General features: G+C 72.2%; 19 protein-coding genes. 9 read left to right on the top strand and 10 right to left on the bottom strand.

The features are described 5' to 3' along the window. On the bottom strand, positions 1-1,047 hold the full coding sequence (locus BJ999_RS13275; RefSeq protein ID WP_179833583.1) for a M4 family metallopeptidase: 1,047 nt from the start codon (positions 1,045-1,047) through the stop codon (positions 1-3). Positions 1,048-1,231: 184 nt separating this feature from the next. Here BJ999_RS13275 and recO point away from each other — a divergent pair, with 184 nt between their 5' ends. Both recO and BJ999_RS13285 read left to right on the top strand, forming a co-directional pair. Beyond that, entirely contained in the window at positions 1,232-1,996 is a 765-nt protein-coding gene (gene recO / locus BJ999_RS13280) for a DNA repair protein RecO (protein WP_179833584.1), read from the top strand. After that, on the top strand, positions 1,993-2,799 hold the full coding sequence (locus BJ999_RS13285; RefSeq protein WP_179833585.1) for an isoprenyl transferase: 807 nt from the start codon (positions 1,993-1,995) through the stop codon (positions 2,797-2,799). The genes recO and BJ999_RS13285 overlap by 4 nt, the downstream gene beginning before the upstream one ends. A gap of 239 nt (positions 2,800-3,038) precedes the next feature. Here BJ999_RS13285 and BJ999_RS13290 read toward each other — a convergent pair whose 3' ends face one another. The 7 genes from BJ999_RS13290 to BJ999_RS13320 all read right to left on the bottom strand — a co-directional run bounded on the left by BJ999_RS13290 (position 3,039) and on the right by BJ999_RS13320 (position 8,669). After that, positions 3,039-3,464 carry an OsmC family protein gene (locus BJ999_RS13290; RefSeq protein WP_179833586.1) on the bottom strand — a complete coding sequence of 142 codons (426 nt, stop codon included), beginning with the start codon at positions 3,462-3,464 and terminating at the stop codon, positions 3,039-3,041. 99 nt (positions 3,465-3,563) lie between these two features. Continuing rightward, positions 3,564-5,177, bottom strand: coding sequence for a M4 family metallopeptidase (locus tag BJ999_RS13295; RefSeq protein ID WP_179833587.1), 1,614 nt, complete (start codon positions 5,175-5,177; stop codon positions 3,564-3,566). A 208-nt stretch (positions 5,178-5,385) separates the two neighbouring features. Beyond that, complete coding sequence (locus BJ999_RS13300) at positions 5,386-5,772, bottom strand: Fur family transcriptional regulator (protein WP_089312674.1); 387 nt, start codon at positions 5,770-5,772, stop codon at positions 5,386-5,388. Beyond that, entirely contained in the window at positions 5,769-6,671 is a 903-nt protein-coding gene (locus BJ999_RS13305) for a metal ABC transporter permease (protein ID WP_179833588.1), read from the bottom strand. The genes BJ999_RS13300 and BJ999_RS13305 overlap by 4 nt, the downstream gene beginning before the upstream one ends. Further along, positions 6,668-7,384, bottom strand: a complete 717-nt coding sequence (locus BJ999_RS13310; protein ID WP_179833589.1) for a metal ABC transporter ATP-binding protein — start codon at positions 7,382-7,384, stop codon at positions 6,668-6,670. Before BJ999_RS13310 ends, BJ999_RS13305 begins: the two co-directional genes overlap by 4 nt. Next, positions 7,381-8,328, bottom strand: a complete 948-nt coding sequence (locus BJ999_RS13315) for a metal ABC transporter substrate-binding protein (RefSeq protein ID WP_179833590.1) — start codon at positions 8,326-8,328, stop codon at positions 7,381-7,383. The genes BJ999_RS13310 and BJ999_RS13315 overlap by 4 nt, the downstream gene beginning before the upstream one ends. A 32-nt stretch (positions 8,329-8,360) precedes the next feature. Beyond that, positions 8,361-8,669: a DUF6703 family protein gene (locus BJ999_RS13320; RefSeq protein ID WP_179833591.1), complete on the bottom strand. Its 309-nt coding sequence runs from the start codon at positions 8,667-8,669 to the stop codon at positions 8,361-8,363. Positions 8,670-8,697: 28 nt separating this feature from the next. Here BJ999_RS13320 and BJ999_RS13325 point away from each other — a divergent pair, with 28 nt between their 5' ends. The 3 genes from BJ999_RS13325 to BJ999_RS13335 all read left to right on the top strand — a co-directional run bounded on the left by BJ999_RS13325 (position 8,698) and on the right by BJ999_RS13335 (position 12,047). Next, positions 8,698-8,982: an antibiotic biosynthesis monooxygenase family protein gene (locus BJ999_RS13325; protein WP_179833592.1), complete on the top strand. Its 285-nt coding sequence runs from the start codon at positions 8,698-8,700 to the stop codon at positions 8,980-8,982. 142 nt (positions 8,983-9,124) lie between these two features. Next, the gene (locus BJ999_RS13330) at positions 9,125-10,492 is read left to right on the top strand and encodes a DUF1906 domain-containing protein (RefSeq protein ID WP_179833593.1); all 1,368 of its coding nucleotides are present in this window, start codon (positions 9,125-9,127) and stop codon (positions 10,490-10,492) included. 166 nt (positions 10,493-10,658) lie between these two features. Next, positions 10,659-12,047 (top strand): glycine--tRNA ligase, encoded by a 1,389-nt coding sequence (locus tag BJ999_RS13335; protein WP_179833594.1) that lies wholly within the window; start codon positions 10,659-10,661, stop codon positions 12,045-12,047. 128 nt (positions 12,048-12,175) lie between these two features. Here the strand turns inward: BJ999_RS13335 and BJ999_RS13340 are convergent, their stop codons facing one another. Beyond that, positions 12,176-12,853 carry a hypothetical protein gene (locus BJ999_RS13340; protein WP_179833595.1) on the bottom strand — a complete coding sequence of 226 codons (678 nt, stop codon included), beginning with the start codon at positions 12,851-12,853 and terminating at the stop codon, positions 12,176-12,178. 301 nt (positions 12,854-13,154) lie between these two features. On the opposite strand from BJ999_RS13340, the gene BJ999_RS13345 reads away from it, so the two are divergent. Together BJ999_RS13345 and secD are read left to right on the top strand one after the other, a co-directional pair. Beyond that, entirely contained in the window at positions 13,155-13,595 is a 441-nt protein-coding gene (locus tag BJ999_RS13345; protein ID WP_179833596.1) for a hypothetical protein, read from the top strand. Between the two features lie 63 nt (positions 13,596-13,658). Beyond that, positions 13,659-15,929 (top strand): protein translocase subunit SecD, encoded by a 2,271-nt coding sequence (secD, locus tag BJ999_RS13350; protein ID WP_179833597.1) that lies wholly within the window; start codon positions 13,659-13,661, stop codon positions 15,927-15,929. A gap of 100 nt (positions 15,930-16,029) precedes the next feature. Here the strand turns inward: secD and BJ999_RS13355 are convergent, their stop codons facing one another. Then, the gene (locus BJ999_RS13355) at positions 16,030-17,916 is read right to left on the bottom strand and encodes a glycoside hydrolase family 15 protein (RefSeq protein ID WP_229809881.1); all 1,887 of its coding nucleotides are present in this window, start codon (positions 17,914-17,916) and stop codon (positions 16,030-16,032) included. 329 nt (positions 17,917-18,245) lie between these two features. Here BJ999_RS13355 and ppdK point away from each other — a divergent pair, with 329 nt between their 5' ends. Both ppdK and BJ999_RS13365 read left to right on the top strand, forming a co-directional pair. Next, the gene (gene ppdK, locus BJ999_RS13360) at positions 18,246-20,945 is read left to right on the top strand and encodes a pyruvate, phosphate dikinase (protein WP_179833599.1); all 2,700 of its coding nucleotides are present in this window, start codon (positions 18,246-18,248) and stop codon (positions 20,943-20,945) included. A gap of 128 nt (positions 20,946-21,073) precedes the next feature. Further along, positions 21,074-21,904 (top strand): YdcF family protein, encoded by an 831-nt coding sequence (locus BJ999_RS13365; protein ID WP_179833600.1) that lies wholly within the window; start codon positions 21,074-21,076, stop codon positions 21,902-21,904. Positions 21,905-21,934 lie beyond the last annotated feature (30 nt).

The following is a 21,934-nucleotide window of genomic DNA, read 5'->3' on the forward strand; positions in this document are numbered from 1 at the left end:
TCACTGCGTTTCGTTCGCCTCCAAGGAGACGCCTACCCCCGTCCAGGCGCGGTTCACGGCCTTGGTCTCGGTGGCCTCTGCTCCGTACAGCGCGGTCGCGGCCTGGACCGTCGCGGCGGCGAAGCCGGCGAAGCCGACGTCGGAGGCCAGGGATCCGCCGGTGAGCGTCTGGTACCAGATGCGGCCGGCCTTCTCCCAGGCGTTGCCGCCGATGCCGGTGGCGACGAGGTAGAAGGCGTGGTTGGGGATGCCCGAGTTGATGTGGACGCCCCCGTTGTCGCGATAGGTGTCGACGTAGTCGTCCATGTGGCCGGGCTGCGGGTCCTTGCCGAGCTGCGGGTCGTCATAGGCGGTGCCGGGCTCCTTCATGGAGCGGAGCGCGACGCCGTTGACGCCCGGGGCGAGCAGCCCCTGCCCGATCAGCCAGTCGGCCCGGTCGGCACTCTGGTCGAGATGCCACTGCTTGACGAGCGAGCCGAACACGTCGGACACGGACTCGTTGAGCGCGCCGGACTGGCCGTAGTACTCCAGGTTCGCGGTGTACTGGGTGACGCCGTGGACGAGCTCGTGCCCGGTGACGTCGAGGGGGGCGGTGAAGTCGGTGAACAGGACGCCGTCGCCGTCCCCGTACACCATCTGCTCGCCGTTCCAGAAGGCGTTGTCGTACCCGTCGCCGTAGTGGACGGTCGAGACCATCGGAAGGCCCGCCCCGTCGATCGAGTTGCGCCGGTACGCCGCCTCGAAGAAGTCGAAGGTCGTTCCCAGCCAGTCGTAGGCCCGGTCGGCGGTCGGGTCGCCGGTGGCCGGGGCTCCTTCCGCCCGCACGGTGCGGCCGGGCAGTTCCTCGCGGTGCCCGGCGTCGTTGATCGTCCGGTCGGGGACGAAGTCCTCGGACGGGGAGGGGGCCCCGACCGCGGCCGTCCGCCGCTCGGTGAACTGGGCGGAGGTGAGCGCCAGCGTACGGCGGGCCCGGCCGCGTATGGCCGGGTCCTCGGCTTCGCGGGCGATCCGTTCCAGCATGTGCGGTGGCACGATGTGGCATCTCATGCCACAACGCTGCCAGGTGTCCGTGGTTCCAGCCATGACTTTCGGGGGACCGCTACGGCCAAATCCGGTCACGTTGTGTGTTCGCCTTGCGGCGCAGCGGGGTCGCCGGTGTGACTTGTGAAGATCCTGGAGAGATGACCCCCGGCACACCGAGGCATCGGGCGGCGTGCGTCAGAATGAACGGGTGACCCTGTACCGCGACGAAGGCATCGTCCTGCGCACCCAGAAGCTGGGCGAGGCCGATCGCATCGTGACGGTGCTGACCCGGCGGACCGGCCGGATCCGCGCCGCGGCGAAGGGGGTCCGCAAGACCAGATCCCGGTTCGGCGCGCGGCTGGAGCCGTTCACTCACGTGGACCTGCAACTGTACGAGCGGCGCTCCCTCGACCTGATCACGCAGGCCGAGACGCTGCGCCCGTACGGGGAGGCGCTGGTCACCGACTACCCCCGCTACACGGCGGGGACGGCGATGCTGGAGACCGCGGAGAAGCTCACCAGCGAGGAGGGCGAGCCCGCGCTGCGGCAGTTCCTGCTGCTGGTCGGCGGGCTGCGCACGCTCGCCGAGCGGACCCACGACCCCCGGCTCGTCCTGGACGCCTACCTGCTGCGCTCGCTGTCGGTCGCCGGCTGGGCGCCCGCGCTCGACGAGTGCTGCCGGTGCGGGACCCGCGGCGGTCTGCGCGGGTTCGCCATCGCGGCGGGCGGCGCGGTGTGCGCCGGCTGCCGCCAGCCGGGCGCCGCGACCCCGGCGCCGCCGACGTTCGCGCTGATGCTGGCGCTGCTGCGCGGCGACTGGGAGTACGCGGACGGCAGCGAGCAGCGCCACCGGATGGAGACCAGCGGCCTGGTGGCCGCCTACCTGCAGTGGCATCTGGAGCACGGGATCCGTTCCCTGCGCCATGTGGAGCGCGAGACGCGCGACGACGACACCGAGAGGGAGAGAGTTTGAGCAGGGCCGTATCGCCTCCGGAACCGCACCGGGACGGCGCCACCCCGCCCCCGATCCCCGCGGACCTGGTGCCGCGGCACATCGCCATCGTCATGGACGGCAACGGCCGCTGGGCCAAGGAGCGCGGCCTGCCGCGCACCGAGGGGCACAAGCGCGGCGAGGACTCGCTCTTCGACGTGATCATGGGCGCGATCGAGCTCGGCGTCCCCTACCTGTCGGCGTACGCGTTCTCCACCGAGAACTGGAAGCGCTCGCCCGACGAGGTGCGCTTCCTCATGGGCTTCAACCGGGACGTGATCCGCCGCCGCCGCGACCAGCTCCACTCGATGGGCGTGCGGGTGCGCTGGGCGGGCCGGCGGCCCCGGCTGTGGCGCAGCGTCATCAAGGAGCTGGAGACGGCCGAGGAGATGACGCGCGACAACGACGTCCTCACCCTGCAGTTCTGCGTGAACTACGGGGGCCGCGCCGAGATCGTCGACGCGGCCGCGGCGATCGCCCGGGACGTGCGGGACGGCCGGCTCGACCCCGGCAAGATCAACGAGAAGGTCTTCGCCCGCTACCTGGACGAGCCCGGCATTCCCGACGTCGACCTGTTCCTGCGCTCCTCGGGGGAGCAGCGCACGTCCAACTTCCTGCTCTGGCAGTCGGCCTACGCGGAGATGGTGTTCCTCGACACGCTCTGGCCGGACTTCGACCGCCGCCACCTGTGGCACGCCTGCGAGCTCTACGCCTCCCGCGACCGCCGCTACGGCGGAGCTGTGCCTAATGCGGTTTTTACGGGTCAGGCGCCCGGGGGCGCCTGACCCGTAAAAACCGCGTGCGATCGCTGGCATCGCTCCGGCTCGCCTTGCGGCTCGCTGCGCGATCAGATTCTTGCTTCGCTCGAATCTGCCTTCGGACGCGATCGCGACTGTTCAGGTCGTCGCGTGGCTGGGGAAGGGGTTGGGCTTGGCGGGCCCCTTCTTCCCCAGCTGAGCCTGGTGCGGTCGCCGGGTTGCTCTTGGTGCTGATCCCGGCGTACCGCCTGTCCCGGCTCGGGTGGTTAAACGAGAGCCGCGTCTAGTGTGATCTTGGTTCCGGTCAGGGCCTTGCTTACGGGGCAGCCCTCCTTGGCGGTCTGGGCGGCCTTCTCGAAGTCGGACGCGGACAGGCCGGGGACGCTGGCCCGGACGGTCAGGTGGATGCCGGTGATGCCCTCGCCCGGCTGGAAGGTGACCTCCGCCTTGGTGTCCACCTTCTCCGGCGGGGTGCCGGCGCCGGCGAGGCCGTGCGAGAGCGCCATCGAGTAGCAGGTGGAGTGCGCGGCGGCGATGAGCTCCTCGGGGCTCGTCCGGCCGCCCGGCTCCTCCGACCGCGACGCCCAGGTCACGTCGTAGGTGCCGAGCTTCGAGGAGTCCAGCGAGACCGTCCCCTGGCCCTCCAGGAGAGAGCCTTCCCAATGCGCGTTCGCGGTGCGTGTCGTAGCCATGCCCCGATTCTTCACCATGGCGCGCCCGATGGATCACCCGAACCGCGGGAACGCCCCGCGCCGGTGGCCGGCGCGGGGCGTCCCGTCTGCGGATCGGTGCTAGGCGACGTTCACCGCGGACCAGGCCGCGGCGACGGTGTTGTACTGGGTGCTGCCCGCACCGTAGAGGTCCTTGGCCGCGTTCAGCGTCGCGGTGCGCGCGCCCGCGTAGTTGGTCGAGGACGTCATGTAGGTGGTCAGCGCCCGGTACCAGATCTTCGTGGCGGCGTCCCGGCCGATGCCGGTGATCGTGGAACCGTTGGAGGTGGGGCTGTTGTAGGAGACGCCGTTGATCGTCTTCGCCCCGCTGCCCTCGGACAGCAGGTAGTAGAAGTGGTTGGCGACGCCCGAGGAGTAGTGCACGTCGAGGTTCTTGGTGCTGGTCGACCAGGAGTCGGCGGAGCTGCCGTCCTTGCTGGGCTTGTCCATGAAGCGCAGCGCGGGCTTGCCGAAGCCGGGCAGGACGACCTCCTCGCCCACCAGGTAGTCGCCGACGTCGCCCGAGTTGTTCGCGTAGAACTCGACGGCGGCGGCCATGATGTCGGACGTCGCCTCGTTGAGCCCGCCGGACTCCCCGCTGTAGGTGAGGTTCGCGGTGGAGCTGGTGACGCCGTGGCTCATCTCGTGCGCGGCCACGTCCAGGGACGTGAGCGGGCCGAGCTGGCTGCCGTCACCGTCGCCGTAGGTCATGCAGAAGCACGAGTCGTCCCAGAAGGCGTTGGCGTAGCCGCTGCCGTAGTGGACGCGGTTGTAGGACCCCTTGCCGTCGCCCGCGATGCCGGTGCGGCCGAAGACGTTCTTGTAGAAGTCCCAGGTCTCGTTGGTGCCGAACTGGGCGTCCACGGCGACGGTGGCGCGGTCGGCCGTCGTGCCGCTGCCCCAGTGGTTGTCGGCGTCGGTGAACAGCGTGGCGGGGGCCCGGTGGAAGCACCAGCTGAGGAAGCAGAGGTCGGTGTCGTTCTGGGCGTCACCGGTGTAGGTGTTGCCGCGCGTCGGGTCCTTCAGCTGGTAGGTGCTGCCGGACAGCGTCGTCTGGAGCGGAACCGTCCCGGTGTAGAGGGACTTGCCGTCGCCCGCCTCGGTCTTGACGGTCTCCTCGCTCAGCAGCACCTTGCCGGTCGCGGCGTCCACCGAGGTGAAGACGCGGCTGGGCGTCCCGTCGGCCTTCTTCCCGACGGTCTGGACGCGCCAGGCGAGGCGCGGCGCGTGGTCGGCGGTGCGGGACTCCACGACGAGGGCGGGGGAGCCGTCGGCCTTGCGGCTCTTGGTGACGGCGCGCTTCTGGGCGGTCTTGGCGGAGACCTCCGGGCTGGAGTCCGACGGCGCCTTGGCGAGGGTGAGGCTGGTGCCGCGCCACACCCCGGCCGCCGTCTCGTGGACGACGATGTCGCCGCCGAGGACGGGGAGGCCGTTGTAGGTGCGGGTCATGCGGGTGTGCGAGGTGCCGTCGCGGTCGATGCCGACCCTGACCACCTGGAAGGCCTGCCCGTCGCCGCCGCGCACCTCGGCGCCGCGGGCGGTGAGCGACCGGAGCGCGTGCTCGGCGGCGGCGCGCGGACCCGGTGGGGACGCCGGCTGCCGCGCGGAGGCGGGGAGCGCGGTGGCGGCCGACGCGAGCAACGTCGCCGAGGCCAGGAGCGTGATCCTTCGGCTGGTGAACGCCCGTCTTGTCATGAACGCCCTCTCGTGCGGGCGCCACGCTCCCCCGAGAACCCTCCGTCGGGCCCGCCGTGGCGACGGGACCTTTATGACATAGGGCTACTGGGAAGTAGATGTAGCAATTTGACAAGAAACGCCTACAGTGCGTGTGAAATACCGGCTCTGTCCAAGTTCAGGGGCGGCTTCGAACCGGCGGGCACGCGGGCGCGGGGGTATTCGGGCTTCAGGACGGCTTCGCGGCGCAGTTCGCGCATGTCCCGAAGACCTCGACGGTGTGGGTGATGTCGACGAAGCCGTGCTCGGCGGCGATCGTGTCGGCCCAGCGCTCCACGGCCGGGCCCTCGACCTCGACCGTCCGGCCGCAGTCGCGGCAGACCAGGTGGTGGTGGTGCTGCTCGGTGCGGCAGGCGCGGTACACGGCCTCGCCCTCGTCGGTGCGCAGCACGTCGACCTCGCCCGCGTCGCTGAGCGCCTGCAGCGCCCGGTAGACGGTGGTGAGGCCGATCTTGGAACCGTCGGCGCGCAGGTCGGCGTAGATGTCCTGGGCGCTGCGGAATCCCTCGCAGCCGGCCAGCACCTGCCGTACCGCGTCCCGGCGGGCCGTCGTCATCCCCTCAGCACCTCCGCCTCGGCATCCACGCGCGGCGGGGCGCCGGGCCCGGCGTCCCCCGCGGCGACGGCTCCGGCCGCGGCGCGGGAGCGCCTGCGGCGCACCACCGAGCCCCCGGCGACCGCGGTCACGAACACCGCGAGCGCCAGCAACACGATCGAGGGGCCCGGGGGAAGATCGTACTGGAAGGAACCCGCCAGGCCCGCCACGGCCGACAGTACACCGATCCCCATCGCGGCCAGCATCGTGCTCCAGAATCCCCGCGTGAGCTGCTGCGCCGCCGCCACCGGGACGACCATGAGCGCGCTGACGAGCAGCAGCCCGATCGCGCGCATCGAGATCACCACCGTGACCGCGGCGGTCGCGGCGATCAGCACGCTGAGGAACCGGACGGGCAGCCCGGCCGCCCGCGCGACCTCCTCGTCCTGGCAGAGCAGGAACAGCTCGCGGCCGAACAGCGCGACGATCGCCAGCACGACGGCGGCGAGCCCCGCGACGACGTACAGGTCGTTCACGGTCACGCTGCTGATCGAGCCGAACAGGTAGGACTGCAGGCCCGCCGAGCCGCCGCCGTCGACGCTCGTCAGGATGACCCCGCCCGCCAGCCCGCCGTAGAACAGCAGGGCGAGCACGGCGTCCGCGCCGCTGCGGCTGCGCGCCCGCAGGACCTCGATCGCGACGGCGCCGAGCACCGACACCACCAGCGCGCCGAGGACGGGGGAGGTGCTGGTGAGCAGCCCCAGCCCGATGCCGGTCAGCGCGATGTGGCCGATGCCGTCCCCGAGCAGGGACAGCCTGCGCTGGACGACGAACGTCCCCACGGCGGGGGCGGTCAGCCCGATGAGCACCGCCATCACCAGGGCGACGCGCATGAAGTCGTATTGCAGCATCTCGCTCACGCCGGCCTTTCGAGGGGCTTGCGGGCGGTCTCGCGGACGACGCGGCCGTGCCCGAGTTCGATTGTCCGGGTGACGAGCGGTTCCATCGGCCCGAGCTCGTGCGCGACGAGGACGACCGTGCGCCCGGCGCGGGCCAGTTCGTACAGCGCCGACGCGAGCGCCGCCTGGCTGCCCGCGTCCACGCCGGCGGTCGGCTCGTCCATCACGAACGCGTCGGGCTCGCCCGCGAGGGCGCGGGCGATGAGCACCCGCTGCTGCTGGCCGCCCGACAGCAGATGCGCCGAGTCGCGGGCCCGCCCGGCGAGCCCGACCGTCTCCAGGGCGCGTTCGACGACGGCGCGGTCGGCCGCCCGGTCGGCGAGCGGCGCCGGCCGCCAGCGCGACCGCCGGGCCACCCGGCCGGACGCCACGACCTCGCGGACCGTCGCCGGCACTCCGCCGCCCATCGGCAGCCGCTGCGGGACGTACCCGATCCGCCGCCAGTCGCGGAACCGCGCGGGCGGCTCGCCGAAGATCTCCGTCCGGCCGGCGGCCAGCGGGACGAGCCCGAGCAGCGCCTTGACGAGCGTGGACTTGCCCGCCCCGTTCGGCCCGAGGACGGCGAGCACGTCCCCCGCCTGCACCCGCAGGTCGACGTCGGCGAGCACCGCGCGGCCGTCCCGCCGGACGAGGCCGCCGGTCATCGCGAACGGCGGGGCGGTGGTCTCGTTCATGAGCACTCCAGCGCGGGCCGCAGGGTCCGCAGGTTCTCTCGCATGATCGTCATGTAGTCGCCGGACGCCCCGCCCGCCACGCCCTCGGCCGGGTCGAGGACGGCCGTCCGCACGCCCGCCTCGCGCGCCAGGCTGCCGGCCACCTTCGAACTGGCCAGGGTCTCGGTGAAGACCGTCGTCGCGCCGGTGGAGGAGACGAGCCGCGCCAGCCCCGCCAGCCGTTTCGGGGACGGCTCCCCGGACGGGTCCACGCCGGCGACCGGGATCTGCCGGAGCCGGTAGCGGTCCGCGAGGTAGCCGAACGCGGCGTGCGCGGTCACGATCTCCCGGCGCGCGCAGGAGCGCAGGCCGTCCTGGAACTCGCGGTCGAGGCCGGTCAGCGCCCGCGCGGTGGACCGGGCGCGCTCCCGGTAGCCGGCCGCGCGGCCGGGGTCGGCGGCGGCCAGCCGCTCGCCCAGCGCGGTGGCCACGGTCGCCATCCGGCTCGGGTCGAGCCAGATGTGCGGGTCATAGGACGCCTCGCGGTGCCGTAGGCCGTCGTGGGCCTCTTCGTCGTCGGTCTCGCCGGGCGGGGGCAGTTTCGGCACGAGGCTCGCGGCGTCGAGCGACCCGCCCTTCGCGTGCTTGCGGACCGCGTCGTCCACGGCGGGCTGGACGCCCTTGACGTAGACGGTGTAGTCGGCGTCCTGGACGTTCGCGACCTGCCGCGCGGTCAGCTCCAGGTCGTGCGGCTCGGTTCCGGGCCGGGTGAGCGTCCGGACGAACACGTCGTCGCCGCCGACCTTCCCGGCGAGCCAGGCCATCGGGTAGAAGGACGCGACCACCGAGGTCCTGCCGGGCGGGACGTCCGCGCCCGCGTCGGCGCAGGCCGTCAGGCCCGCCGCGAGCCCGGCCAGGGCGATCGCCGCCGGCGCGGTTCGCAGGGCTGTGCGGAGAGGGGGCACATCATGATTATGGACGAAGATGAAAATGGTTGTCAAAACCGACCGATGCCGCGTCCCAGGGCGAATCCCACCAGGACGGCCAGCGCGGCGAGGCGCAGGACCCGTCCCGAGCCGTCCAGCGAGGGCCAGTTCAGGTAGGCGAACCAGCCGAGCGCGGCGGCGAGCACCAGCAGCCCGGCCGCGGCCGCCCAGCCGGTCCCGGCCATGCCGACCACCAGCAGCGCGAACACGGCGGCGAGCAGGACCCACCGCGGCAGCCGGTGCAGGAACACCACGGGCACCGCGCTGCGCCGCTCGACGGCCGCCCGCAGCCCCGTCGCGCGCTCACCTCTCGTCTCCACACGCCCAACGTACTGCCAGGATGGACGGATGATCGCGATAACCCGGTACCGGGTGCCGGACGAGGACTCCGGCGGATTCGCCGAGGGCATGACCGCGGTACTGGCGGCACTGGCCGCGAGCACCGGCTTCCGCTCCGGCCGCCTCGCCCGGACCGTCGACGACCCAGGCCTGTGGGCCCTCGTCACCGAGTGGGACGGCGCCGGGCACTACCGCCGCGCGCTCGGCGCCTACGAGGTGCGGCTCCGGTTCATGCCGCTCGCCGCCCTCGCCGTGGACGAGCCCGGCGCCTACGAGGTGGTCTCCTCCGCCTGACCGGCCGCCCGGGCCGTCGGCCGCGGGCCAGGTCAGAATGCGGGCAATCGGCGGTCAAGAAGCGACCCATCCCGGTTTCGGCGCCTCCGCCGAGGTCATCCCTACCGCACATGATCATGCCGTGGCCTGCGGGGGAGCTGTGATGCGCCATGCCGTCCTGTTCAGTGTGTCGTCCGGGGCGGCGGCCTTCGCCGCCGCCCTCACCGTCGCCGGAACGGCCCCCGCGCGGCCCGCGGCCCATCAGGCCTCCTCGCTCTCCCTGAGGGGGCCGGCGGGGAGCGGGGGGAGCCCGCACGGCCGCGTGGTCGAGTACCGGGGGCTGCGCGTCCCCGTCCCGGCCGGCTGGGAGGTGCACCGGCTCGACCGGCATCCGTCCCAGTGCGTCCGCTACGACCGGCACGCGCTCTACCTCGGCAGTCCCGGCCCGCAACCGGACTGCCCGGCCCGCGCCGTCGGGCGCACCGAGGCCGTCCACATCCAGCCCGCGGGGCGCGGGCGGACCGCGCGGACCGTCGTGCACGCCGACAAGCTCGCCTCGCTGACCGTGCCGCGGACCGTCGACCACGAGATCCGGCTCACCCTCCCCGAGGCCGGGGTCACGATCACCGGCGTGTACGGCAGGGATCCGGGGACGCTCCAGCGGATCCTGCGCGGCACCCGGCTCTCCGGCCGGCGGACCGCCGGCCCGTCCAAGCCGGACGTCCACCGGATGGCGACCGCCGTTCCCTCGGCGCCGCCCGAGGGGACGGCGCCCAGCGGAGGCCCGGTGCCGCCCGCCGCCCCGGTGCCCGCCGAGAGCCCGTCGACCGGCCAGGGGACGGCGCTTGAGCGCCCGTGGGTGCGCGGCAGGGGGTTCGACACCTGCACGGCCCCGTCCCTGGCGACCATGAGGGCCTGGCGGCCCTCGTTCAAGGTCACCAACATCTACATCGGCGGAGTGGCGCGCGGATGCGCCCAGCCGAACCTGACCGCGTCGTGGGTGAGGCGGGTGCGGGCCATGGGCTACCGCCTCACCGCCACCTACGTGGGCCTCCAGGCCCCGTGCGGCGCGCATGCGCAGCGCTTCACCGCCGGAAGCGCCTCCCGGCAGGGCACCCGGGCCGCCGCGGACGCGGCCCGCAGGGCCAGAGCGCTCGGCATCCCGGCGGGCAAGCCGCTCTACTACGACATGGAGGCCTACAACCACAGGAAGGGCACCTGCAGGGCCGCCGTCCTCCGGTTCGTCGACAACTGGGTCGACCGGCTGAAGACCGAGGGCTACCAGCCGTGCCTCTACAGCAGCGCCAAGTCCGGCATCCGCGACGTGGGACGGTCCTCGCTCAGCAAGCCCTCCTGCGTCTGGTTCGCCAACTGGGACCGCCGGGCCAAGGTCTACGGCGACCCGTTCGTGCCGGACGCCTGGTGGTCGCCGCACCGCCGCGTCAAGCAGTACCGCGGCGGGCACCGGGAGACGCACGGCGGGGTGACCCTGAACGTCGACAGCGACATCGCCGACGGGCGCGTTTACTAGTTCCTGCTCAGGGGCCCCCGTGCCCTAAGCTGGGGGCATTCTCCGGCTGCGGCGGTGACCGCGCCGGAGCACATCACCGGGGATCACACTCGCCGCCGCCCGCCGTCGCCGCGGGACGGGGGCACTCACTGTTCCCGCCGACCGCCAGCCGGATGGAGAATCTTTCATGGCACGCCGTTCCGATGTGCTGGACACGATCGTCAACCTCGCCAAACGGCGGGGCCTGGTCTACCCGTCGAGCGAGATCTACGGCGGTCTCCGCGCCTCCTGGGACTACGGCCCCCTCGGCGTCGAGCTGAAGAACAACGTCAAGCGCCAGTGGTGGAAGTCGATGGTGCAGGGCCGCGACGACGTCGTCGGCCTCGACTCGTGCGTCATCCTGGCGCGCGAGGTCTGGGAGGCCAGCGGCCACGTCCAGGCGTTCGTCGACCCGCTCACCGAGTGCCAGTCCTGCCACAAGCGCTTCCGGGCCGACCACCTGGAGGAGGCCTACGAGGAGAAGCACGGCCGCCCGCCCGCGAACGGCCTCGCCGACATCTCGTGCCCGAACTGCGGCGTGAAGGGCTCGTTCACCGAGCCGAAGATGTTCAACGGCCTGCTCAAGACCTACCTCGGCCCCGTCGAGGACGAGTCGGGCCTGGCCTACCTGCGTCCCGAGACCGCGCAGGGCATCTTCATCAACTACCTGAACGTCCAGCAGTCCGCGCGCCGCAAGGTGCCGTTCGGCATCGGCCAGATCGGCAAGTCGTTCCGCAACGAGATCACGCCCGGCAACTTCATCTTCCGGACCCGCGAGTTCGAGCAGATGGAGATGGAGTTCTTCGTCAAGCCCGGCAGCGACGAGGACTGGCACCAGTACTGGATCGACGAGCGCATGCAGTGGTACGTCGACCTCGGCATCAGCAAGGAGAACCTGCGGCTGTTCGAGCACCCGCAGGAGAAGCTGTCGCACTACTCCAAGCGCACCGTCGACGTGGAGTACCGCTTCGACTTCGTCGGCAGCGAGTGGGGTGAGCTGGAAGGCATCGCCAACCGCACCGACTACGACCTGACGACGCACTCCAAGGCGTCCGGCGCCGACCTGTCGTTCTTCGACCAGGAGTCCGGCGAGCGGTTCACCCCGTTCGTGATCGAGCCCGCGGCGGGCGTCGACCGCTGCACGCTCACCTTCATGATGGACGCCTACGCCGAGGACGAGGCGCCGAACGCCAAGGGCAAGATGGAGAAGCGCGCCGTCATGCGGCTCGACCGGCGGCTCGCCCCCGTCAAGGTCGCGGTGCTGCCGCTGTCGCGCAACACCGACCTGTCCCCGAAGGCCCGCGACCTCGCCGCGCAGCTGCGCCGCAACTGGAACGTCGACTTCGACGACGCCGGGGCCATCGGCCGCCGCTACCGGCGCCAGGACGAGATCGGCACCCCGTTCTGCGTCACCGTGGACTTCGACACCCTGGAGGACGACGCGGTGACCGTCCGGGAGCGCGACTCGATGAGCCAGGAGCGCATCGCGCTCAGCCAGGTCGAGTCGTTCCTCGCCGCGCAGCTCGTCGGCTGCTGACCCGGCTCCGGGCGACGCCCCGGTGACGACGTGACGGGCCGCCCCCGCGTGGGGGCGGCCCGTACCGTTCCGGGAGCGCGTCGTGGGAGGGCTTGCCGTCTCCTCGGGAGCTCCGTTCCAGCCTCCGGTCAGCCGGTGACGTAGAGGGACTGGTTGAAGGTGCCGGATCCTGCGACGGTCTCGCCGCGCAGCGCGTACGTGGCGGTGACGCCGGCGGTGGACGGGCAGAGGAAGCTGCTGCCCGACTGCTTGTTGACGGTGGCGTTCTGCACGCCGACCTGCGCCTCGCCGCTGCTGGTGACGGGCCGCGAGGCGTTGTCGCCGTTGTAGCCGTTGGCGGTGAGGTTGCCGCCGAACACGCAGGTGATGCCGCCGAGGATGTTGATCACGGCCTTCACCTTGAAGTTGGCGATCGTGACGGTGGCGTCCCGGCCGCCGGTGTGTCCGGCGTCGAAGGTGACGTTGCCGCCCGTCCACGGCAGGTTCTGCGCGGTGATCGTCGCGCTGGTGCTGCCGCTGCAGGCGCCGCCGCCGTCGCCGGTGAAGGTGGCGGCGCTGACGTTCAGCGCGCTGCCGTCGGAGTTGATGGAGCCGGTCATCGTCGACTGGCTGCAGGAGCCGCTGCCGAGCGAGCTGCTGACCGTCGCTGTGCCGAGCAGTGAGGCCTGCACTCTGCCGGAGTAGGCGGCGGCCGTGGCCGAGCCCTTGCGGATGGTCGTGCCCGCGGCGTACGCGGGGGCGACCCCCGCGGCGAGGACGGCCAGTGCGGCGCTCCCGACGATCGCGGTCTGTCTGATTCGTGCCACCGGAGACTCCTCTGTCCGGTTCGGGGTGGGCATACGCGAAAGTAATTCACATAAATGGCGCGGGCAATGGTGGGCGGCCGGCTGCGGCCTGGCCAGATCGGGACACCCGCCAGTGTCTGCTGGTAAGCCCATACGGCCGGGGGCGGGCCAGGTCTTTGTCACGCCCGCCCGCCTTGACGGACGCGCCCGCGCGGGAAACGCCTGCTGAGCCCGGACGGCGGCGCCGGCCCCGCGAACGTGGGCTAGGTTGGCGGGAACCGTCGGGCGAGCGAACCGCCGGCGATCCGGGGAGGAGGGCGGAATGGGCGACGCGCACCGTCCCGCCTCCCGGCGGCCCGTCGCGCGGCTGCTCGTCGTCGTGCTCGGCCTTCTCGGCTTCGTCGCCGGACCGGTCGGGGCGGGCATGCCGGCCGGGGGCACGCCGGGCCGGACGTCCTCCACCGGCACGATCTCCGGCGTCCGGATCGGGGCGGTGCCCCAGGGGCCGGCCCGCACCCGGATCACCACCAAGACGCGCACGGCCGGACGCACGCAGACCGCCATCGCCGCCACCGCGCTCCACGCGGCGGGGGCGGCGGCGCCGTACTCCCAGCCCGAGCACGCGACGCCCCCCGCGTCCGGCGCCGAGGTCCGCCCGCCGTCCGGACGCCTCGTCCGGGCCGCCTCCGCGCACATCGCGCCCGAAATCGCGCCGCGGGGTGCCCCGCGCGGCCGCGCCCCGCCCGCCTCCACAGGGATCTGAGCTCTCTGTCCCCGGTGCCGCACGCCGACGTGCGGCGCCGAAGTCCCTGCGTGGAGGTTCCCCTTGACTCGCGCCAACGTGGTGCGGGCGGTACTGGCGTTCGCCGTGCTCGCCACATCGTTCTACTTCGCCTGGTCCAAACCCGCCCGCCTCGGCCTCGACCTCCGCGGCGGCACCCAGATCGTCCTGGAGACGCAGGACTCCCCGGCCGTGAAGGCCGACCGGGAGTCCACCGACCGCGCCCGCGAGGTGCTGCACCGGCGCGTCGACGCGCTCGGGGTCGCCGAGTCGTCCATCACCCGGTCCGGGGACCGGCGGCTGATCGTCGAGCTGCCGGACGTCCAGGACCCGACCCGCGCCGCCGCGGCCATCGGCAAGACGGCGCAGCTCACGGCCCACCCGGTGCTGGCCAATGCCGGCACGCCGGCGCAGGGGCAGCAGCTGATCCCCGACGAGAGCGGGCAGCAGATCCTGATCGGCCCCGCGGCGCTCACCGGCGCCGGGATCGGCTCGGCGGGCGCCTCCTACGACCCGCAGAACCTCGGCGGCTGGGCCGTCGACGTCCGGTTCAAGGGCGGCGGGGGCGACACCTGGGAGCGGCTGACCGCCAAGGCCGCCTGTGCGGCCGGCGACGAGCGCCGCGTCGCCATCGTGCTGGACGGCAAGGTGATCTCCTCGCCCCAGGTCACCGAGAGCGTCGCCTGCGGCGTCGGCATCACCGGCGGCTCCACCCAGATCACGGGGGACTTCAGCCCTGCCGAGGCCAAGGACCTCGCGGCGCTCATCCAGGGCGGCTCGCTGCCCGTCCCCGTGAAGATCATCGAACAGCGGGTGGTCGGCCCGACGCTCGGCGACGAGGCGATCGACGCCAGCGCCCGCGCCGCCGTCATCGGCATCGTCCTCACCGGCCTGTTCATCGTGGCCGTCTACCGCCTGGCGGGCCTGCTCGCCACGGTCGCGCTCGCCGGGTACGCGCTGATCTCCTACGGCGCCCTCGTCGCGGTCGGCGCCACCCTGACGCTGCCGGGGCTCGCCGGGTTCGTCCTGGCCATCGGCATGGCGATCGACGCCAACGTGCTGGCCTTCGAACGCGCGAGAGAGGAGCGCGCCGCGGCGCCGGGGCGCAGCGCGCGGACGGCGCTGGCCGTCGGGTTCACCAAGGCGTGGTCGGCGATCGCCGACTCGGCCGCCACCACCGTGCTGGCCGCCGGCCTGCTGTTCTTCCTGGCCTCCGGGCCGGTGCGGGGCTTCGGCGTCACGCTGATCATCGGCGTGCTGGGCTCCCTCGTCTCCGCGATGCTGCTGAGCCGGGTCCTCACCGACGCCGCCGCCGCGCGCATGCCCCGGCTCAGCAAGGGCAGGGCGGGCGGTATCGGCGGCGCCGGCCGCATCCGGCGGTGGCTGGAGGAGAGCGGCCCCGACCTGATGAGGCGCAGCCGCCTGTGGCTCGGCGTCTCCGCGCTCGCCGTCGTCCTCGCCGTCACGGGGATCTTCGCCCGCGGCCTGAACTTCGGCGTGGAGTTCACCGGCGGCCGCCTGGTCGAGTACTCCACCTCCCGGCACGTCGACATCGACACCGCCCGCGCCGCCGTCGCCGACGCGGGGTTCCCGCGCGCCGTCGTCCAGACCTCGGGGAAGGACGACATCTCGGTCCGGACGGCCGATGTGAGCAACGCGGAGGAGAAGCGCATCCAGGACGCCCTCGCGAAGGAGGGCGGCGGCGCCGCCAAGCAGCGCGACGAGCTGATCGGCCCCAGCCTCGGCGACGAGTTGCGGACCAAGGCCCTCATCGCCCTCGGCGTGGCCCTGCTGGCCCAGCTCGCCTACCTGACGATCCGGTTCCGCTGGACGTTCGCGGCGGGCTCCGTGATCGCCATGTTCCACGACATCGCGATCGTCACCGGGATCTTCGCCTGGCTGGGCAAGCCGATCGACGGCGTGTTCCTCGCCGCGCTGCTCACGATCATCGGCTACTCGGTGAACGACTCGGTCGTGGTGTTCGACCGCGTCCGGGAGTTGTGGACCGCGAACCCCAGGGGCCGCTTCGCCGACATCGCGAACCGGGGCACGCTGCAGACGGTCCCACGAACGATCAACACCGGCGTGGGCGCCCTGTTCATCCTGGCGGCGCTGGCCGTCCTCGGCGGCGACTCCCTCACGGACTTCGCCATCGCGCTCCTGATCGGGATCGTCGTCGGCACCTACTCCAGCGTCTTCACCGCGACGCCGCTGGCGGTCGTCCTGGAACGCCACACCAAGACCCCGCCGCCCCAGCGCAAGCAGAACCCCGGACCGGTCCGCCGCACCCCCGACAACTCAGGCGCAGTCGTCTGACCCACCCGACCCGCCGTGCTCGCCGCGCCGAGCACGGCTCCGCCTAGTCGTGATCAAGGAATCCCGTGGCCGGGGACGGCCCGGCCACGGGTCCGGGGGGTCAGGCGAGGGGCGGCTGGTCCGTGGGGTTCTCCGCCCTGATCACCTGCATGACGGCGTTGATCAGCGCAAGGTGGGTGAACGCCTGGGGGAAGTTGCCGAGGTGCCGGCCGGTGTGCGGGTCGATCTCCTCGGCGTACAGCTGCAGCGGGCTCGCGTAGGACAGCAGCTTCTCGCACAGGGCGCGGGCCCGCTCCAGCTCGCCGACCATCACCAGGGTGCTGACCAGCCAGAAGGAGCAGATCGTGAAGGTGCCCTCGTCCGACTCGAACCCGTCGTCGGTCTCCGCCGCGCGGTAGCGCAGGACGAGGTCGTCCTCCGACAGTTCGTCGGCGATGGCGAGGACGGTCTCCCGGACGCGCTTGTCGTCGGCGGGCAGGAAGCCCAGCAGCGGGATCAGCAGCGCCGAGGCGTCGAGGGCCGTCGCGCCGTAGTGGGCGGTGAAGACGCCGCGCTCGTCCAGCGCGTTGGCGAGCACGTCGGCGTGGATCTCGTCGGCCGCCGCCTGCCAGCGGCGCGCCCGCTCCTGGTCGCCGCGGATGCGGGCGAGCCGCGCCCCGCGGTCGGCCGCGACCCAGCAGAACACCTTGGAGGAGGTGAAGTGCTGCGGCTCGCCGCGCACCTCCCACATGCCGCAGTCGGGCGTCCGCCAGTTGGCGAGGGCGTCCTCGACCTGCTTGACGACGATCTTCCACAGCCGGTCGTCGAGCCGGTCCCGCTTGCGCACGAACAGGTAGATGGAGCCGATGATCGCGCCCCACACGTCGTGCTGCGCCTGCATGTACGCCTCGTTGCCGATGCGCACGGGGCGGGCGTTGTCGTAGCCGGTGAGGTGGTCGAGCGTGGACTCGGGCAGCTCCTCGCGCCCGTCCAGCCCGTACATGATCTGCAGCTTGCCCTCGGCGGCCTCGGCGACGTCGGTGATGAAGTAGAAGAAGTCGTTGGCCTCCCAGTCGTAGCCGAGCGTGTAGAACGCCCAGAGGGCCATCGTGGAGTCGCGGATCCAGGTGTAGCGGTAGTCCCAGTTCCGGTCGCCGCCCGGCGTCTCCGGCAGCGACGTCGTCGCCGCGGCCGCGACCGCGCCGGACGGGGCGAACGTCAGGCCCTTCAGGGTCAGCGCGCTGCGCTGCAGGTGGCTGCGCCACGGGTGGTCGGGGAACCGGCCCCGGTCCAGCCAGTGCTGCCAGTGGTGGACGGTCCAGACGAGCCGGTCCTGCGCCTCCTCCCACGACGAGGGCGCCGCGTGCTCGCTCCAGGACAGTGCCACGAACCGGGACTCGCCCTGCTTCAGCAGCGTCCGGGACGTGGCGAGCGACCCCTCGAACCCGACGTTCATGTCGGTGGTGAGCCGCAGGCCGACGCCGTTGCCGCGCGCGACGGCCTCGTGGTACCCGGAGCCGGTGTGCTCCCAGCGCGCGGGCGTCTGCCCGTAGTCGAACACCGGCATGCAGTCGAGCCGGACCTGCACCTGCCCGTTCACGCACCGGACCATCCGCAGCAGGACGTGGTCGGCGTCGTAGTCGGTGGGCGCCCTGCGGTGCGTGTGGGACCGTTCCGTCTCGTGGTGCCAGGGGCCCATGAGCAGCGCGTCCGTCACGACGAGCCAGCCGCCGTGCACCCACCAGGTGGTCTCCATCACCATGGTCCCCGGGATGTAGCGCTGCGCGGCGGGCACCTCCACGCCCGCCGGGCCGACCCGGAAGTATCCGGCGTCGCGGTCCAGGATGGAGCCGAACACGCTGGGCGAGTCCATCCTCGGCAGGCACATCCACTCGATGTTGCCGCTCGGTGCGACCAGGGCGGTCGTCTCGCAGTCGGACAGGAACCCGAAATCGGCGATGGGGGCGAACGGATCTCCCGCCCGGCCGCCGGCGACCTTCGGCCTCACAACGTCACCTCCTTGATTCATCATTCCCTCTCACGCGCGATGGGCATGTCTTGGGTACGGGCCGCCTCCCCGGGACGGGGCGCCCGGGTAGTGCGGTTTATTGCGGTGTGTCGCTGGTCTCCCTAGTGGAATAGACCACTATCTGCAGTCTGAGCTGGGATAACTCCCCTCGGCGCACCGGGCGCCGAGCAAGGCTCGTGTTCGCGGGTACAGTCCCGGCAAACAGGGCAGCGGACCCGCCGCCGCCTGGGGTGATGCGATGCCGCGCGCCCCGCGGAGGCGGGCCCGGAACTGCCACTGGGTGGAACCGGAGCGAGAAGGAGCTCCCCGTGCGGAAGTTCGTGTACGACTTCACTGAGGGAAACAAGGACCTCAAGGATCTCCTGGGGGGCAAGGGCGCCAACCTGGCCGAGATGACCAATCTCGGGCTGCCCGTGCCGCCGGGGTTCACGATCACCGCGGAGGCATGCCGGCACTACCTCGAGCACGGGAACCTGCCCGACGGCCTGGCGGACGAGGTGAACCGGCACCTGGCCGACCTGGAGTCCGCGATGGGCAAGAAGCTCGGCCAGAGCGACGACCCCCTCCTGGTCAGCGTGCGGTCCGGCGCCAAGTTCAGCATGCCGGGAATGATGGAGACCGTCCTCAACGTCGGGTTGAACGACGAGTCCGTGCACGGCCTCGCCGCCCAGGCGGGCGACGAGCGGTTCGCGTGGGACTCCTACCGCCGGCTGATCCAGATGTTCGGCAAGACCGTCATGGACATCGACGGCGACCTGTTCGAGGGCGCCGTCGAGGACGTCAAACGGGCCCGGGGCAGCGACGACGACGGGGATCTGACCGCCGGGGACCTCAGGGAGCTCGTCGACCGGTTCAAGGTCATCGTACGGGAGGAGGCGGGCCGCGAGTTCCCGACCGACCCGCGCGAGCAGATGGACCTGGCCGTCGAGGCGGTGTTCGACTCCTGGAACGCGCCGCGCGCCATCCTCTACCGGCGGCAGGAGCGCATCCCCGTCGACCTCGGCACGGCCGTCAACATCTGCTCGATGGTCTTCGGCAACATGGGCCTGGACTCGGGGACGGGCGTGGCCTTCACCCGCGACCCGGCGACCGGGCAGCAGGGCATCTACGGCGACTACCTGCAGAACGCCCAGGGCGAGGACGTCGTCGCCGGCATCCGCAACACCGTCGCGCTGACGGAGCTGGAGCGCATCGACAAGGCGTCCTACGACCGGCTCGTCGAGATCATGGAGACGCTGGAGAACCACTACCGCGACATGTGCGACATCGAGTTCACGATCGAGCGCGGGAAGCTGTGGATGCTGCAGACCCGGGTCGGCAAGCGGACCGCCGGCGCGGCGTTCCGGATCGCCTGCCAGCTGCTCGACCAGGGGCTCATCGACCTGGACGAGGCCGCCCGCCGCGTCACCGGCGACCAGCTCGCCCAGCTCATGTTCCCCCGCTTCACCGACCGGGTGGACGGCGTCCAGAAGATCACCAAGGGCATGAACGCCTCGCCGGGCGCGGCCGTCGGCAAGGCCGTGTTCACCTCCGAGCGCGCCGTGGAGCTGGCCGAGCGGGGCGAGGAGGTGATCCTCGTCCGCCGCGAGACCAACCCCGACGACCTCGCCGGCATGGTCGCGGCCAAGGGCGTCCTGACCTCCCGCGGCGGCAAGACCTCGCACGCCGCGGTCGTCGCCCGCGGCATGGGCAAGACGTGCGTCTGCGGCGCCGAGGAGCTCGACGTCGACGTCAAGGGCGGCAGCTTCACCGCGCCCGGCGGCATCACGGTCAGGGAGGGCGACGTCATCTCGATCGACGGGTCGTCCGGCGAGGTCTACCTCGGCGAGGTGCCCGTCGAGGACTCGCCCATCGTCCGCTACTTCGAGGGGCAGCTCTCGACCGAGGACGGCGGCGACCTGGTCAAGGCCGTGCACCGCGTCATGGAGCACGCCGACGCGCGGGCCGCGCTGAAGGTCCGCGCGAACGCCGACAACCCCGAGGACTCCGCCCGGGCCCGCCGGTTCGGCGCCGCCGGCATCGGGCTGTGCCGCACCGAGCACATGTTCCTCGGGGACCGTCGGCAGCTCGTCGAGGAGCTCATCCTCGCCGAGGACGACGACGGGCGGCAGGCCGCGCTGGACGCCCTGGAGCCGCTCCAGAAGAGCGACTTCGAGGGCATCTTCGAGGCGATGGACGGACTGCCCGTCACCATCCGGCTCATCGACCCGCCGCTGCACGAGTTCCTCCCCGACATCACCGAGCTGTCGGTCAGGGTCGCGCTCGCGGGCGACGAAGCGGACGCCAAGGACCGGAGACTGCTCGAAGCAGTCAACCGACTGCACGAGCAGAACCCTATGCTGGGCCTGCGCGGCGTGCGGCTCGGTTTGGTGATTCCCGGTCTGTTCGGCATGCAGGTGCGCGCGATCGCCGAGGCCGCGGCGGCGCGCAGGAGGGCGGGCGGCGACCCGCGCCCGGAGATCATGATCCCGCTGGTCGGCGCGGTCCAGGAGCTGGAGGCCGTCCGGGACGAGGCGCGCGGCATCCTCGCCGCGGTCAGGGAGTCGAGCGGGATCGACGTGCCGGCGCTGATCGGCACGATGATCGAGCTGCCCCGGGCGGCGCTGACCGCCGGGCAGATCGCCGAGGCCGCCGAGTTCTTCTCCTTCGGCACCAACGACCTCACCCAGACGACCTGGGGCTTCTCCCGCGACGACGTCGAGGCGGCGTTCTTCTCCCGCTACCTGGAACTCGGGATCTTCGGGGTGTCGCCGTTCGAGACCCTCGACCGCGAGGGCGTCGGCAGGCTCGTGCGCATCGCCGCCGAGGAGGGCCGCCGGGCGCGCCCCGGCCTCAAGCTCGGCATCTGCGGCGAGCACGGCGGCGACCCTGACTCGGTGCACTTCTGCCACGAGGTGGGCCTCGACTACGTTTCCTGCTCGCCGTTCCGGATTCCCGTGGCGCGGCTGGAGGCGGGCCGCGCGGCCATCGAGGCCGCGGACGCCCCGGGGGGCAGCGACAGCCGCTGACGTCCCGCCCGGCGGCCGGCCCCCCGCACGCCCGGAATCGGCCGCCGGGACCGATGTGGGACGGATGACACGCCGACCTGGCGAACCTGGCGCGCATGCCGGAACATCTCACTAACGTGTCCGATGCGATGACGTTGGAAGCGGAGTTGCCGGAGTTCACGCCGGAAGACGATGAGACGGACCGGCCCGAGGACCGGGCGGACGGGCCGCGGCGGCGCCGTGGGCGGTGGCGCCGGTCGCCCTGGTTCACGATCCCCGCCGGGGTCGTCATGGGGCTCCTGGCGATCGCGGTGCTGACGCCGCTCACCGTCGGGCTGCGGATCTGGCACCAGGCCCGCCAGGACGAGCGGCCGCGCTCCGACGCGATCATCGTGCTGGGGGCCGCGCAGTACAACGGGGTGCCGTCCCCGACGCTGAAATGGCGGCTCCAGCACGCCCTGGAGCTGTACCGCGGCGGGGTCGCGCCGGCCATCGTGACGGTGGGCGGCAAGGCGCCCGGCGACAACTACACCGAGGCCGGTGCCGGCCGCGGCTGGCTGATCACCAAGGGCGGCGTGCCGGCCTCCCGGGTCTTCGAGGTGCCCGTCGGGCGCGACACGCTGGAGAGCATGAAGGCCGTCGGCAAGGAGTTCGACCGGCACCACTGGTCGTCGGGCGTGATCGTCACCGACCCGTGGCACGGGCTGCGCTCCAAGAAGATGGCCGAGGACAGCGGCATCGAGGCCGCCGCGTCGCCGACCCGCAGCGGCCCGAGCGTGCAGACCCGCGACACCCAGTTCCACTACATCGTCCGCGAGACCGGCGGGTACCTGTCGTACGTGCTGCTGGGCAAGAGCGTCCAGGTGCCGGACGAGACCATCAAGCGCATCCACATCGACCCGTCCGAGACGCCGTCGACGTCTCAGCCCCCGTCCTCCTCGTCGTCTCCGCCCCGGTCCTCGCCGTCGCCGGGCGGCTGAGGACCCCCGCGGCCCTCTACCCTGGATAGG

The sequence above is a fragment of the Actinomadura citrea genome (genome assembly GCF_013409045.1).
GTDB classification, from domain to species: Bacteria; Actinomycetota; Actinomycetes; order Streptosporangiales; family Streptosporangiaceae; genus Spirillospora; species Spirillospora citrea.